This window comes from Pseudomonas sp. W2-17 (assembly GCF_041060445.1).
Taxonomy (GTDB): Bacteria; Pseudomonadota; Gammaproteobacteria; order Pseudomonadales; family Pseudomonadaceae; genus Aquipseudomonas.
Genome location: NZ_JAUFNS010000034.1, coordinates 1 through 14,729, shown reverse-complemented (window position 1 = coordinate 14,729; position 14,729 = coordinate 1). Strand labels below are relative to the sequence as shown.

Here is a 14,729-nt window from a genome sequence, read left to right as displayed (position 1 = left end):
GTACCTTGGTTTAACGATCAGCCTGTTTTCCAGCGTTGCCGGAAAACGCGCTGATCGATGGAAATCATTTTGGATACAGCGGCGGCAGGCTGTCGCCTCCGTTCGGGTCCTTGGGGTTTTCGATGGCGGGCAGCGCTTTGACGGCGCGCCAGAGGTCTTCGCCCAGCCACAGTTTTTCGGTCTCGCTGTACAGCGCTCCATTCAACCCGTCCAGCGCATGGGACAGCGGCACGAAGCGCGCGGCCATGTCGGCCAGGGTTTCCGGCTGCTGACGGGCCCAGGCGTCCAGCGCCTGGCGGGTGGCGTGGGGGTCGTTGGCCAGGCACGCTCGTTTCAGGTCGTCGAGCACTGTACGCGGACTCGGGCCCGTTTGCGCGACCCGGGCCAGCGCCGGTTGCCACCGCCCGCGCCACCACAGACCGAAGCCCAGCAGCGTGGTGAAACTCAACAGCACCGTGCTCAACTGCCACGGCCACACCGGCGGGCCGATCACCGTCACATTACCGTTGTCGCTCACGGGCGTGTCCACGGCGAACGCCGGGTTGAGGCTGACCTGCAAGGTGCGGGCGGGCAGGGCGCTGTGCTCCAGGTGATCTTCCTGGGTGTTCCACCAGACCAGATCGACAGCGGGAATCTCGATGGCGCCCGGACGATTGGGCACCAGCGCCTCGCGTTCCTCACGCACGCCGGTCAAGCCGCGTTCACCGGCCTGATTGCTCAGTTGCGGCTGGTCCGGGTAGCGCCGCAATGCGCTGACATCGGTGGCAGGCAGCGGCGGCAACTGCGCGCTGGACAGCCCTTCGGCCTTCAATTGCAAGGTGCGCGTGAGGGAATCGCCGACCTGGCTGTGGGCAGGTTCCGGGCTCCAGTTTTCACTGAGGCTGATGCTGCGCGCCGGCAGCCATGGCGTATCGGCGGGGTAGTGCGCCGGTTGCGGCTTGACGTCGAGGGTCAGGGGCAGCGACGTCACGTGCATCAGTCGGCCGGGTTTCGGGCCGCTGGCAATCGCGCCGGGCGCCATGGCGGCGGCCGCAGCGGCGTCGGTGGTGTCCTGAACCAGCGTGGCGCTGAACGCCTGGGCGGGGATGGTCAGCGCACCGCTGTGCTGCGGGTAAAGCGCATAGCGCATTTCGATCACGCCGTGGCGAATGCCATTGATCTGCTTCTCGTACGTGCGCGTGTCGCCGAGCTTTTCGATGCGCGCGTCCGGCACTTGCAGCGGTGTCAGGCTGCTGTCGTCGAACAGCGACACCGAATGGTAAATGCGCACGGTGAGCAAGACCTGCGCCTGAACATACACGCTGTCCTGATCGAGGCTCGCCTCCATGAACACCGGCGCGAGCTTCTGCTCCTGGCCCTGGGCGGCGGGGCCGACGTCGACCACTTGCAGCACGATCGGCTGGCTGGTCATTTCGCCCAGCTTCAACGACGGGATTTCAATCGAGCCGCTGTGGCGGGGCATCAGTGTGATCAGCCAGCGGGTCGTCGCGTGGACGTTGCCTTCCAGCGTGGTCAGGCTGTTGAGCTGGCGGGTGTCGCGGACCTCGAAGTCGGCGTCCAGCGCGCTCATGTCCGGCCGGCCGAAGACGGTCGCGTCGTCGGTTTCAAGGGTCAGTTCGACGGTTTCGCCGGTGTTGACGCGTGTGCGGTCAACGCTGGATTGCAGCGTGGAGCCTGCACTGTCGGCCTGGGCCAACGGCGCCACCAAGGCGAACAGGCACCACATTCCTGCGATCAGCAACCTGTGCAGACGACTCATCGGGTCTTTTCCTGATGCTGCTGTTGTTCGTACCAGAATTTGCGCCGCAACAGCTCACCGGGTTCGTCGGGGATCTGTCGCAGCCATTGTTCGAGCGCCTGTTTCTGCTCGCCATCGATCTGTCCGTCGGCCGGTTTGCCGGAGGCACGCGCCGGCTCGTCGCTGTCGGATCCCGCGCCGGAAGCCTGCTCGTCGGCGGCGTTTTGCTGATCGCTGGCCGAGCGTTCGGCATCGGGATCCTGCTGGGCTGATGGCGCACTCGATGACGACTGTCCGGTATTGCCTTCGCGGGCATTGTCGGCGTTCTCGTCACTCTTCGCCTTCTCGTCTGCTTTCGCCTGGTTCGACGCTTTGTTCTGCTCCAGCACCTTTTCCACCAACGCCTTGTTGGCTGACGCCGCCGGGAAGTCCGGTTGACGCTCCAGCGCCTGTTCATAGGCGTCGATGGCGGCTTCCAGCTCACCGCTTCGGGCCAGTGCATTGCCGCGATTGTAATGGTCGGCGGCGCTGCTGCCCTTGGCAAAGCGCTGGACGGCGCCGGCATAGTCACCGGCCTGATACAGCGCGACGCCTTGCCACTGCGGGTCTTCGAAATGCCGCGCGGCTTCCGCCGGGTGATGACGCTTGAGCAAGTGTTCGCCCTGTTGGTCGGGGCGGCGCCACAGGTCTTCGAAGCCGAAGGCATAGCTGGGTTGCGGCACGGCCATCAGCAACAGCGGCAGGCACAGCAACCAACCGCGTCGCCCGGCGCAACCGGCCAGCAGCAGAAGCGGCAGCAGCAACCAGTAGCCCTGATCGGCCCAGCGGTCGAGCCGCACCTTCTGGCCCTGGCTGATCAGGCTCTTCGGACCGTCCAGCAGACCGAGGTCGTTCAGGTCCTGATTGTCCAGGCGCAGCGAGGCGTAACGACCGCCCATGCTGTCGGCGAAATCCTTGAGCACCGGCCCGTCCAGACGCGGCACAAGGATGCCGCCCTGAGCGTCCTTCAGGAAACCGCCTTTCTCCTGGGTGACCGGCGCGCCTTCCGCGGTGCCGACCCCGAGCATCAGTAAAGGAGGGGCATCGCGGCCGGTCATCGCAGTGCGAATGCCCTGACGCTCGGCGTCGCTGAGGGACGAACCGATCCACAGCAGCCGCCCTTGGCCCAGGTCACCCTGTTCCAGCAAATCCAGCGCCTTGCGCACGGCAAGGTCCGCGCGCTGGCCGGCTCCTGGCATGATCGACGGCTTGATCGCATCCAGCAGGTTTTTGCTGGTCGCCAGATCATCGGACAGCGGCACCAGCGTATGGGCGCTGCCGGCGTAGACGATGATCGCGGTCTGTGAATCGCTGCGCGCCTGTAACAGATCGAGCAACTTGCGTCGCGCCTGTTCGAGTCGGGTGGGCGGGCTGTCAGCCGCGAGCATTTCCGGGGTCAGCTCCAGCATCACCACCAGCGGATCGACCGGCCGCTGGCTGTTCTGCTCAACCCGCTGCCAGCTCGGCCCGAGCAGTGCCAACACCGCCAGCAACCAGCCAAGCCCCAGCACCACCCACGGCAATTTGCTTTCCCGACCGCCTCCGCCGCTGAGCAGGGCGGAATGAAAGGCGCTGGGAATAATCATCTGCCAGCGCCCGACGCGCTTCTGCCGATTCCATAACCGCCACAACAGCCAGCCGAGCGCCGGTAGCATCAGCAGCCAGCCTGGGCGCGACCAATGGGGCCAGAGACCGGACAGGAATTCGATCATGGGCGCCTCGTCAGGCGCTTCAAGTGCTGACGCCACTGCGTACGCCACACAATCGTCGGCCGGCGCGCGAAGAAGCGATAAACCGGGTTGTTCGGCCAGCGCTCCTGAACCACCAGCAGCAGGCTCAACAACAGCGCCATCGTCAGTGGTACGTGATAAAGCGCCCGCGCCGGACGTGCCTGGGTCGGTTGTTGCGCGACAGGCTCCAGCCGGTCCAGTGCCTTGCCGATGCTGGCGAGTTCGGCGCCGTTGCGCGCGCGGAAATACTGCCCACCGCTGACCGCAGCGATTTCCCGCAGCGCAGGCTCGTCCAGATCCAGGCTGGGGTTGAGGCCGAGAATGCTGGTGGCGCCTTTGTCGGGATCGGCGCCGATGCCGATCGGGTAGATTTTCACGCCTTCGCTGGCGGCCAGACGCGCGGCGGTTCTCGGGTCGATCTGGCCCGCATTGTTGGCGCCGTCGGTGACCAGAATCAGCACGCGGCTCTGGGCCGGACGCTGGCGCAGACGCTTCAACGCCAGCCCGATCGCGTCGCCAATGGCGGTGTTCTTGCCGGCAATGCCGATGCGCGCTTCGTCCAGCCAGACCCGCACAGTCTTGCGGTCGAAGGTCAACGGCGCCTGCAGATACGCCTGACTGCCGAACAGAATCAGGCCGATGCGATCGCCCTGACGGTGCTCGAGAAAGTCCCCCAGCAGCATTTTCACCAGGGTCAACCGGCTGACCTCATCGTTTTTCCAGACCATGTCCGGGTAATCCATCGACCCCGACACGTCCACCGCCACCAGCAGATCGCGCCCGCTGGCGGCAACCGGCAACGGCTCGCCCAGCCATTGCGGGCGGGCGGCAGCGACCAGCAGCAGGAGCCAGACGGTAATGAACGGCAACTGACGCCGCCAGCCCGGCAAACGGGTTCGGGCGCGACGACCGGCGAGGCCTTCCAGCTCGGGGAGAAAGCTGATTTTCAACGCCGCTTCGCCGCTGTCTGCGGCGGGCAGCACGAAGCGCATCACCCACGGCAGCGGGAGGAGGGCGAAAAGCCACGGCCAGGCGAACTCAAACATGCTTGCGAATCCAGGTCTCGACCGACTGGGTCAGGCCGTTGATGGCCTTGTCGTCGAGTTTGCATTCCGGCTTGTAGGCGCCCTCGACGAGGATCATCCAGCGCGTCAGGCCGGCGGCCGGGCAGCGGTTATCGAGAAACGCCAGCCATTTGCGGCCGTTGAGGGTGTGGCTCTGGCTGTAGGGGTAGTGATTGCGGCACAGGCGCTTGAGCAGACCATTGATCTGTTGCAGCCAGGCACCGGCCGGGGCGCCGTCGTAGGGTTTGGGCATCTGCGCGAGTTCGACCAGCGCAGCCTGGCGCAGCGGGTCCAATGGCTCGACGGTTTCGCGGCTGGCCTTTTTCGGCAGCAGCGTGCGCGCGCGCCACAGGCCGTAGCCCAGCGCCGGCAGCAGGATCAGCAATAGCCACCAGCCCGGCGCAGGCGGCCAGAAACCGACCGGCTCCGGCAGGATTAGCGGTTGCAGCTGGTCCAGCGCACTCATGGTTGTTTCACCGGGCGCTGGCCGTTGAGGTATTCGCGCAGTTGCTCGACCATTTCACGCTGGGTGCTCAACGGCATCATCAGCACGCGCAGCTTCTGCGCCAGCAGTTCCCAGCGCGCCTGACGCGCCTCGCCCTGGGCACGGTAGCTCTGACGCAAGTCGGCGTTCAGCGTGTCGAGTTCAAGGTGCGCGCCCCGGTCAGCGAAGCGCAATAAACCGGCGGCGGGCAAGGCGTGATCCAGCGGATCGGACAGTGGCAGCAACAACAGGTCGCAGTGCCGTGACAGCAGAGTCAGCTGTTGTTCTGCGGAGTCGGACAACGCGCGCTCGTCGCACAGGATGATCGCCAGACTGCCCGGACGCATGACTTCCCGCGCACGGCGCAGCGCCACGCCAAAGGTATCGCGGTCGGCGGCGGCTTCGGTGTGCAGCGACTGATTGACCCGCACCAGCCGGTTCAGCAGTTGCAGCAGGCTTTGTTTGCTGCGTCGCGGTTTGATTTCGTAATGCTCGTTGTCACCGAACACCAGCCCGCCGACCCGGTCGTTGTGGCCCAGCGCGGCCCATCCCACCAATGCCGCGGCCTGGGCGGCGAGGACTGATTTGAACATCAGCCCGGAGCCGAAAAACAGGCGGCGGCTTTGCTCGACCATGATGAAAATCGGCCGCTCGCGTTCTTCGTGAAACAGTTTGGTGTGGGGCTCTTGCGTTCGGGCGGTGACGCGCCAGTCGATGGTCCTGACGTCGTCGCCGGCCTGATACACCCTGACCTGATCGAAGTCGACGCCGCGCCCGCGCAGCTTGGAGTGGTGCAGACCGATCAACGGGCTGCGCTGGCTGGGCGTTGAAAACAGCTGCACTTCCCGCACGCGATGACGCATCTCAATGAGGTCGGCGAGGCTGATGCGGATGCCCGGTTGGGAGATCAGATAGGGTTGCATGGGGTCAGGCGACGGCCACGACGTCGAGAATGCGCTGGATCACGCGGTCTTGATCGATGCCCGCCGCTTCTGCTTCGAACGACAGGATGATGCGATGACGCAGCACATCGAAGACCATCGCCTGAATGTCTTCCGGGCTGACGAAGTCGCGCCCGGCCAGCCAGGCGTGGGCCCGGGCGCAGCGGTCCAGGGAAATCGAACCACGGGGGCTTGCGCCATAACCGATCCACTCGGCCAGCTCGGCATCGAACTTGGCGGGCGTACGGGTCGCCATCACCAGTTGCACCAGGTATTCCTCGACGGCATCGGCCATGTACAGACCGAGGATTTCCTTGCGCGCGGCGAAAATCGCCTGCTGGCTGACGCGGCGCTCGGGCTTCGTCTCGCCATTCAGCGCTTCGCCCCGGGCCTGCTGGAGAATCTTGCGTTCGACGGTGGCGTCCGGGAAGCCGATCTTGACGTGCATCAGAAAACGATCGAGCTGCGCTTCGGGCAGCGGGTAGGTGCCTTCCTGCTCGATGGGGTTCTGCGTCGCCATCACCAGAAACAGCGGCGACAGGTCGTAGGTACTGCGCCCGACACTGACCTGACGCTCGGCCATCGCCTCCAGCAAGGCAGATTGCACCTTGGCCGGCGCGCGGTTGATTTCGTCGGCGAGCACCAGATTGTGGAAGATGGGGCCTTGCTGAAACACGAAACTGCCGGTTTCCGGACGATAGATCTCGGTGCCGGTGATGTCGGCCGGGAGCAGGTCGGGGGTGAACTGAATGCGATGAAATTGTGCTTCGATGCCTTCCGCCAGCTCTTTGATCGCTTTGGTCTTGGCCAGACCCGGCGCGCCTTCGACAAGCATGTGGCCGTCGGCCAACAGCGCGATCAGCAAGCGCTCAACCAGTTTCTCCTGCCCGAGAATCTGGGTGGAAAGAAAGGTCCGCAGCGCGATCAACGCTTCACGATGTTCCATCGATGACAGTTCCTGGCAGGAGAGGCAGCAGCGCCAAGTGGCGCCGAAGCTGGGGGCGTTACTTTAATCCATCGCAGGGGCGCCGACTAATCGGCCGGCGGGTTTTTTCGGCTTTTCAGCAAAGGACTGGGCTAAAACAAGAACTGTCTTACATTTGCGTCATTTGCCGCCCGGTGCTGCCGGGGTCTCAGTTGATCTGGCTGACGTACGTCCCGACACCGTTGAGGATGATCCGCAACGTGGCGTCCAGCTCGGTCAATTCACTGGCGGGGGTGCTGTGGGTGATCTCATACGCGGTATCACCGCCCAGGGGCTTGGCGTCGCCGGCGTCGATTTCGACCAACAGCCGGGTGGTGCTCAGGGTGACGGTGATGTTGTCTTCGACATGAATGGTGTCGTCACGAAACGTGATATCGACCTCATCCTCATCGGGGAAACGCGCGAGCAGAAACAGATCCCCTGTGTTGCTGCCATGGCAGCAGGCCAGCGCCATATCCTCCTCCTCCTCGTCGCGTGGGTTATAGATGAAGCTGTCGGTGGTCATTTGCATGGCGGTAACTCCCGTGGATGGGTTCAGGGCAGGGATGGATTTTGCCAGTCCTGTGAGAGATTTGCTGAAGATTGCGGTGGGTGACGGGCCGAGTGGTTGGGTGGAGCCTGACCTGATGCGTTCGCTCCATTATTGACAGCGACCAAACCGGCCCCTTCCCGGCTAAAGCCGGTCCCACTAAAAGGCACCGCGTGCATCGAGTGGGAACGATCAGCCGCGAAATTGATGGCGACCAAACTGGCCTCTTCCCGGCTAAAGCCGGTCCCACTAAAAAAGCATCGCGTACAGCCTGTGGGACCGGCTTCAGCCGGGAAGTTTTTGATCTGCTCCTTGCTCTTGATCTTCATACGCAAAAAGTCCAGTCACCGCCAATCGCGACTTGGGTGCAGGCTGAACGCAGGTTTCGCGCAGTGGGTCTAGCCGCATGGATGCGGCGAGAGCGCCGTCAGGACATGGATGTCCGTTCGGCGCGGGCCCACGGAGCGGGACCGGAGTGAAGGAACCCTGACGAAGGAAGGGCCAAACCAGGAGCAGGCACCCTTGGTTACTTGGGGTGCTTTTCCAAGTAACTCGCCGAAGGCGAAACCCGAGGCCGTTAGGCCGACGCCCTTGATCCTGGCGCACTAAGCCACGCCGCAGGTCCAGCCCTGCAACCCGATGTCCGAATATGTCGCAGCATCGCAAGCAGATTCAGGGCGCCACTCGTTAAGCTGCACCCACGCCGAACAAATGTGACGGCACACACACCAAAAGCGTTAGTAAAACAGGCAACGCGAAACGCGACGCCCCCTGTCACGTTATGCTGACTATCATCGACCAGACGCAAACGAGACAAACACACAAGCTCCACCCGACACACGCATCTCTCCTATATAAAAGCTCAAGCCAATCGGAGTACCACAGATGGCGTTCTTCACCGCAGCCAGCAAGTCCGACTTCCAGCACCAACTGCGAGCGGCACTGGCTCAGCACATCAGCGAACAGGCACTGCCACAAGTGGCGCTGTTCGCCGAGCAATTCTTCGGCATCATCTCCCTCGACGAACTCACCCAGCGCAGACTCTCTGACCTGGCCGGTTGCACCCTCTCGGCCTGGCGCCTGCTCGAACGCTTCGAGCACGGCACGCCCCAGGTCCGCGTCTACAACCCCGATTACGAACGTCACGGCTGGCAGTCCACCCACACCGCCGTCGAAGTCCTGCACCACGACCTGCCCTTTTTGGTCGACTCGGTGCGTACCGAACTGAACCGCCGCGGTTACAGCATCCATACGCTGCAGACCACCGTGCTGAGCGTACGCCGCGATGCGAAAGGCCAGTTGCTCGAACTGCTGCCAAAAGGCACCACCGGCGACGACGTCCTGCAAGAATCGTTGATGTACCTGGAGATCGACCGTTGCGCCAATGCCGCGGAGCTGAACGTGCTCGCCCGCGAACTGGAGCAGGTGCTGGGCGAAGTCCGCGTTGCCGTTGAAGACTTCGAGCCGATGAAAGCCAAGCTCCACGAGCTGCTGGCCGACATCGACGCCACCGAATACAACATCGACCCCGAGGAGAAATCCGAGGTCAAGGTGTTCCTCGAGTGGCTGGTGAACAACCACTTCACCTTCCTCGGCTATGAAGAATTCACCGTCAGCAACGAAGGCGAGGGCGGTCAGCTCCAGTACGAACCGTCGTCCTTCCTCGGTCTGACCAAACTGCTGCGCGCAGGGCTCACCGCCGAAGACCTGCACATCGAAGGCTATGCAGTGAATTACCTGCAGGAGCCGACCCTGCTGTCCTTCGCCAAAGCCGCGCACCCGAGCCGCGTGCATCGCCCGGCGTACCCGGACTACGTGTCGATTCGCCAGATTGACGCCGACGGCAAGGTCATCAAGGAATCGCGCTTCATGGGCCTGTACACCTCGTCGGTGTATGGCGAAAGCGTGCGCGCCATTCCGTACATCCGCCGCAAGGTCGCCGAAGTCGAGCGCCGTTCCGGCTTCGACGCCAAGGCGCACCTGGGCAAGGAACTGGCGCAGGTGGTTGAAGTGCTGCCCCGCGATGACCTGTTCCAGACTCCGGTGGACGAGCTGTTCACCACCGTCATGTCGATCGTGCAGATCCAGGAGCGCAACAAGATCCGCGTGTTCCTGCGCAAAGACCCGTACGGCCGTTTCTGCTACTGCCTGGCCTACGTGCCGCGCGACGTCTACTCCACCGAAGTCCGTCAGAAGATTCAGCAAGTGCTGATGGATCGCCTGAAGGCGACCGACTGCGAATTCTGGACCTTCTTCTCCGAGTCGGTATTGGCGCGCGTGCAGCTGATCCTGCGTGTGGACCCGAAAGTCACCCTCGACATCGACCCGCAGCAGCTGGAAAACGAAGTCATCCAGGCCTGCCGTTCGTGGAAAGACGACTACGCCAGTCTGGTCATCGAAAGCTTCGGTGAAGCCCAGGGCACCAACGTGCTGGCCGACTTCCCGAAAGGTTTCCCGGCAGGCTACCGCGAGCGTTTCGCCGCGCATTCTGCCGTGGTCGACATGCAGCACGTGCTGAGCCTGTCTGAAGCCAATCCGCTGGTGATGAGCTTTTATCAGCCGCTGTCCGGCGACAAGGCGCAGCTGCACTGCAAGCTGTACCACGCTGACACGCCGCTGGCGCTGTCCGATGTGCTGCCGATTCTGGAAAACCTTGGCCTGCGCGTGCTCGGTGAGTTCCCGTACCGCCTGCGTCACACCAACGGCCGCGAATTCTGGATTCACGACTTCGCGTTCACCTACGGCGAAGGTCTGAAACTGGACCTGCAACAGCTCAACGACACGCTGCAGGACGCCTTCGTCCACATCGTGCGTGGCGAAGCCGAAAACGACGCCTTCAACCGTCTGGTGCTGACGGCCGGTCTGCCATGGCGCGACGTGGCGCTGCTGCGTGCCTACGCGCGTTACCTGAAGCAGATCCGTCTGGGCTTTGACCTGGGTTACATTGCCAGCACGCTCAACAACCACGCCGACATCGCCCGGGAGCTGACGCGTCTGTTCAAGACCCGCTTCTATCTGGCGCGCAAACTGAGCGGCGGCGACCTCGACGACATGCAGCAGCGTCTGGAGCAGGCGATTCTGACTGCGCTGGACGGCGTGCAAGTGCTCAACGAAGACCGCATCCTGCGTCGCTACCTTGACCTGATCAAGGCGACCATGCGCACCAACTTCTACCAGACCGACGCCAACGGCCAGAGCAAGAGCTACTTCAGCTTCAAGTTCAACCCGCGCCTGATCCCCGAGCTGCCGAAGCCAGTGCCGAAGTTCGAAATCTTCGTCTACTCACCGCGTGTCGAAGGCGTTCACCTGCGCTTCGGCAACGTAGCCCGTGGCGGCCTGCGCTGGTCCGACCGTGAAGAAGACTTCCGCACCGAAGTGCTGGGTCTGGTCAAAGCCCAGCAAGTGAAGAACTCGGTCATCGTGCCGGTCGGCGCCAAGGGCGGCTTCCTGCCCCGTCGTCTGCCGACCACCGGGACCCGCGACGAGATCCAGGCCGAAGCGATTGCCTGCTATCGCCTGTTCATTTCCGGTCTGCTGGACATCACCGACAACCTGAAAGAAGGCGCACTGGTGCCGCCGGCCAATGTCGTGCGCCACGACGACGATGACCCGTACTTGGTCGTCGCTGCCGACAAAGGCACCGCGACCTTCTCCGACATCGCCAACGGTATCGCCATCGACTACGGTTTCTGGCTTGGCGACGCCTTCGCTTCCGGCGGCTCGGCGGGTTACGACCACAAGAAAATGGGCATCACCGCCAAGGGCGCGTGGGTCGGCGTGCAGCGCCACTTCCGCGAGCGCGGCATCAATGTGCAGCAGGACAGCATCAGCGTGATCGGCGTCGGCGACATGGCCGGTGACGTGTTCGGTAACGGCCTGCTGATGTCCGACAAGCTGCAACTGGTCGCGGCCTTCAACCACCTGCATATCTTCATCGATCCGAATCCGGACCCGGCGAGCAGCTTCGTTGAGCGTCAGCGTCTGTTTGACCTGCCGCGTTCAGCGTGGACCGATTACGACACCAGCCTGATGTCCGAAGGCGGCGGTATCTTCCCGCGCAGCGCGAAAAGCATCGCGATCACCCCGCAGATGAAAGCGCGCTTCGACATCACCGCTGACAAGCTGACCCCGACCGAACTGATGCACGCGCTGCTCAAGGCGCCAGTGGATCTGCTGTGGAACGGCGGCATCGGCACCTACGTCAAGGCCAGCACCGAGTCCCACGCGGACGTCGGCGACAAGGCCAACGACGCGCTGCGCGTCAACGGCAATCAGTTGCGCTGCAAGGTGGTGGGCGAGGGCGGTAACCTGGGCATGACCCAGTTGGGCCGTGTCGAATTCGGCCTGATGGGCGGCGCGACCAACACCGACTTCATCGACAACGCCGGTGGTGTGGACTGCTCCGACCATGAAGTGAACATCAAGATCCTGCTGAACGAAGTGGTCCAGGCCGGCGACATGACCGAGAAGCAGCGCAACCTGCTGCTCGAAAGCATGACCGACGAAGTGGGCAACCTCGTTCTCGGCAACAACTACAAGCAGACCCAGGCCCTGTCCCTGGCAGAGCGCCGTGCCTACGAGCGGATCGCCGAGTACAAGCGCCTGATGAGCGACCTGGAGGCGCGGGGCAAGCTGGACCGTGCCATCGAGTTCCTGCCGGCGGAAGATCAATTGGCCGAGCGCATCGCCGAGAAGAAGGGTCTGACCCGGGCCGAGCTGTCGGTGCTGATTTCCTACAGCAAGATCGACCTCAAGGAAGCGCTGCTGGAATCCCGCGTTCCGGATGACGACTACTTGGCCCGCGACATGGAAACGGCGTTCCCGCCGTCACTGGGCGCGAAGTTTTCCGAGTCGATGCGTCGTCACCGTCTGAAGCGCGAAATCGTCAGCACGCAGATCGCCAACGACCTGGTCAACCACATGGGCATCACGTTCGTGCAGCGGCTCAAAGAGTCGACCGGCATGACCGCGGCCAACGTGGCCGGTGCTTACGTGATCGTGCGTGACATTTTCCATCTCCCGCACTGGTTCCGTCAGATCGAGGCGCTGGACTACAAGGTCCCGGCCGAGATTCAACTGGCGTTGATGGATGAGCTGATGCGTCTGGGCCGTCGCGCGACGCGCTGGTTCTTGCGCAGCCGTCGCAACGAACTGGACGCGGCCCGTGACGTGGCGCACTTCGGTCCGCACATCGCGGCGCTGGGTCTGAAGCTGGACGAGTTGCTGGAAGGGCCGACCCGTGAGGTGTGGCAGACGCGATATCAGGAGTATGTTGCGGCGGGCGTGCCGGAGTTGCTGGCGCGGATGGTGGCGGGTACGAGTCATTTGTATACGCTGTTGCCGATCATCGAGGCGTCGGACGTGACCGGTCAGAATGCAGCGGACGTGGCGAAGGTGTATTTCGCGGTGGGCAGTTCGCTGGACGTGACGTGGTATCTGCAGCAGATCAGTGCGTTGCCGGTGGAGAACAATTGGCAGGCGCTGGCACGTGAAGCGTTCCGTGATGATATCGACTGGCAGCAGCGGGCGATTACGGTGTCGGTGTTGCAGATGGCGAATGGTCCTGCGGATGTTGAGGAGCGTTTGAGTCTGTGGCTGGAGCAGCATTTGCCGATGGTCGAGCGCTGGCGCGCGATGTTGGTGGAGTTGCGTGCGGCAAGCGGTAACGATTATGCGATGTATGCGGTCGCTAACCGTGAGTTGCTGGATCTGGCGATGAGTGGGCAGACGGCTGTGGTTTGAGGATTTAGTCGTCTGTAACTGGAAGCCCCGCGTTGAGAGACGCGGGGCTTTTTGGTTTTTGATTGGGAGATCAAGGGCGTCTGCCTGGGGGCAGACTGTTTCGCCTTCGGCGAGTGACTTGATAAGGCCCCAAGTAATCAAGGGCTTGTGCTCCTGGTTGGGCCCGACTTCGTCGGGTTCCTTCACTCAAGTCGCGTTTGGCGGTGTCTGGACTTTTGAGTACGAAGATCAAAAGCGCGTCTAGATCAGATCAAAAGCTTCCCGGCTGAAGCCGGTCCCACCGGGTGTACGCGGTGTGCTTTCAGTGGGACCGGCTTTAGCCGGGAAGAGGCCAGTGTGGACGCTGGCAGTTTTGCTGGTCGAACACCCTGCCCGTGGGAGCGAGCTTGCTCGCGAATGCTGTTGATCATTCCCACGCTCTGCGTGGGAATGCAGCCTGTGACGCTCAGCGTCGCTCTTTCTAAAGCGCGGTTATTTCAATCGCGCCATGCTGATGGCGTCAATGAGGACGCCGTCGCGTATGGCGTAGTCCCGCAGGCGGCCTTCGGTTTCGAAGCCGAATTTGCGGTAGAGCGCCAGGGCGGCTTCGTTGTCGGCGAAGACGGTGAGTTCAACCCGGTGCAGGTTCATCCAGTTGTCCGCGACTTCCAGCACGGCGGCCATCAGCCGCGACCCCACCCCTTTGCCCTGCCACCCTGCCGCCACGCCCATGCCGATAGCCCCGACATGACGCTGACGAATGCGCGCGTATTGCTCCAGACCAATGTTGCCAATCACCTGACCCTGATGCAAAGCGACAAGCTTCACAGACCTGTCATCCGCCCCCGCCAGCCGTTTGCGCCACACATCGGTGGACTGATACGGCATCTGAAGCACCTGACGACACACCTCAGGATCGTTATACAGCGCAGTCACGCCCTCGATATGGGCTTCGGTAAAACGATGGATTACCACCTGATCTATAGCAACATTCACTGGATTCGTCCTTTGAAAACAGAAAGAGGGGACAGTCTAAGCGGCTGACTGCGGACCTGGCTACGGCTACCCGCGCGCACGATCAACAGCATTCGCGAGCAAGCTCGCTCCCACGGGGACGGCGTCGTCTCATCGGCCTTCGCCTGCCTGAACTGGCGCCTTCCCGGCTGAAGCCGGTCCCACTAAAAGCAACGCATGCAGCCAGTGGGTCCGCCTCTCCGGCTGAAGCCGGTCACATTAAAAGCAACGCATGCAGCCAGTGGGACCGTCTTCCCGGCTAAAGCCGGTTCCACTAAAACACCGCGCGCACCTAGTGGGACCGGCTTTAGCCGGGACGCTTTTGATCTGCTTTGCGCTTTTGATCTTCATACACAAAAAGCCCAGTCACCGCCAATCGCGACTTGGGTGCAGGCTGAACGCAGGTCTCGCGCAGTGGGCCGAGCCGCATGGATGCGGCGAGAGCGCCGTCAGGACATGGATGTCCGTTCGGCGCGGGCCCACG

General features: G+C 62.9%; 10 protein-coding genes. 1 reads left to right on the top strand and 9 read right to left on the bottom strand.

The window, feature by feature from the left end:
- Positions 1 to 64: 64 nt before the first annotated feature.
- The 8 genes from QWI20_RS25910 to QWI20_RS25875 all read right to left on the bottom strand — a co-directional run bounded on the left by QWI20_RS25910 (position 65) and on the right by QWI20_RS25875 (position 7,839).
- Positions 65 to 1,726 (bottom strand): BatD family protein, encoded by a 1,662-nt coding sequence (locus QWI20_RS25910; protein ID WP_369307850.1) that lies wholly within the window; start codon positions 1,724 to 1,726, stop codon positions 65 to 67.
- Between the two features lie 29 nt (positions 1,727 to 1,755).
- Positions 1,756 to 3,477: a VWA domain-containing protein gene (locus tag QWI20_RS25905; protein ID WP_369307849.1), complete on the bottom strand. Its 1,722-nt coding sequence runs from the start codon at positions 3,475 to 3,477 to the stop codon at positions 1,756 to 1,758.
- Positions 3,478 to 3,485: 8 nt separating this feature from the next.
- Complete coding sequence (locus tag QWI20_RS25900) at positions 3,486 to 4,553, bottom strand: VWA domain-containing protein (protein ID WP_369307828.1); 1,068 nt, start codon at positions 4,551 to 4,553, stop codon at positions 3,486 to 3,488.
- Complete coding sequence (locus QWI20_RS25895) at positions 4,546 to 5,037, bottom strand: DUF4381 domain-containing protein (protein WP_122624726.1); 492 nt, start codon at positions 5,035 to 5,037, stop codon at positions 4,546 to 4,548. The genes QWI20_RS25900 and QWI20_RS25895 overlap by 8 nt, the downstream gene beginning before the upstream one ends.
- Positions 5,034 to 5,978, bottom strand: a complete 945-nt coding sequence (locus QWI20_RS25890; protein WP_172611290.1) for a DUF58 domain-containing protein — start codon at positions 5,976 to 5,978, stop codon at positions 5,034 to 5,036. Before QWI20_RS25890 ends, QWI20_RS25895 begins: the two co-directional genes overlap by 4 nt.
- Before the next feature lie 4 nt (positions 5,979 to 5,982).
- Positions 5,983 to 6,942: a MoxR family ATPase gene (locus QWI20_RS25885; RefSeq protein ID WP_037013687.1), complete on the bottom strand. Its 960-nt coding sequence runs from the start codon at positions 6,940 to 6,942 to the stop codon at positions 5,983 to 5,985.
- Between the two features lie 187 nt (positions 6,943 to 7,129).
- Positions 7,130 to 7,492, bottom strand: coding sequence for a hypothetical protein (locus QWI20_RS25880; protein WP_369307827.1), 363 nt, complete (start codon positions 7,490 to 7,492; stop codon positions 7,130 to 7,132).
- A gap of 23 nt (positions 7,493 to 7,515) precedes the next feature.
- Positions 7,516 to 7,839 (bottom strand): hypothetical protein, encoded by a 324-nt coding sequence (locus QWI20_RS25875; protein WP_369307825.1) that lies wholly within the window; start codon positions 7,837 to 7,839, stop codon positions 7,516 to 7,518.
- A 556-nt stretch (positions 7,840 to 8,395) separates the two neighbouring features.
- Between QWI20_RS25875 and QWI20_RS25870 the strand changes: the two genes are divergently transcribed.
- Positions 8,396 to 13,252, top strand: a complete 4,857-nt coding sequence (locus QWI20_RS25870) for an NAD-glutamate dehydrogenase (RefSeq protein WP_369307824.1) — start codon at positions 8,396 to 8,398, stop codon at positions 13,250 to 13,252.
- Between the two features lie 471 nt (positions 13,253 to 13,723).
- Here the strand turns inward: QWI20_RS25870 and QWI20_RS25865 are convergent, their stop codons facing one another.
- On the bottom strand, positions 13,724 to 14,227 hold the full coding sequence (locus QWI20_RS25865) for a GNAT family N-acetyltransferase (protein WP_369307823.1): 504 nt from the start codon (positions 14,225 to 14,227) through the stop codon (positions 13,724 to 13,726).
- Positions 14,228 to 14,729 lie beyond the last annotated feature (502 nt).

Bases quoted from the DNA above. Each gene is read 5' to 3' on its own strand.
- QWI20_RS25870 (WP_369307824.1), top strand. From the start codon at position 8,396: ATGGCGTTCTTCACCGCAGCCAGCAAGTCCGACTTCCAGCACCAACTG.
- QWI20_RS25875 (WP_369307825.1), bottom strand. From the start codon at position 7,839: ATGAAGATCAAGAGCAAGGAGCAGATCAAAAACTTCCCGGCTGAAGCC.
- QWI20_RS25895 (WP_122624726.1), bottom strand. From the start codon at position 5,037: ATGAGTGCGCTGGACCAGCTGCAACCGCTAATCCTGCCGGAGCCGGTC.
- QWI20_RS25880 (WP_369307827.1), bottom strand. From the start codon at position 7,492: ATGCAAATGACCACCGACAGCTTCATCTATAACCCACGCGACGAGGAG.
- QWI20_RS25885 (WP_037013687.1), bottom strand. From the start codon at position 6,942: ATGGAACATCGTGAAGCGTTGATCGCGCTGCGGACCTTTCTTTCCACC.
- QWI20_RS25900 (WP_369307828.1), bottom strand. From the start codon at position 4,553: ATGTTTGAGTTCGCCTGGCCGTGGCTTTTCGCCCTCCTCCCGCTGCCG.
- QWI20_RS25910 (WP_369307850.1), bottom strand. From the start codon at position 1,726: ATGTGGTGCCTGTTCGCCTTGGTGGCGCCGTTGGCCCAGGCCGACAGT.
- QWI20_RS25890 (WP_172611290.1), bottom strand. From the start codon at position 5,978: ATGCAACCCTATCTGATCTCCCAACCGGGCATCCGCATCAGCCTCGCC.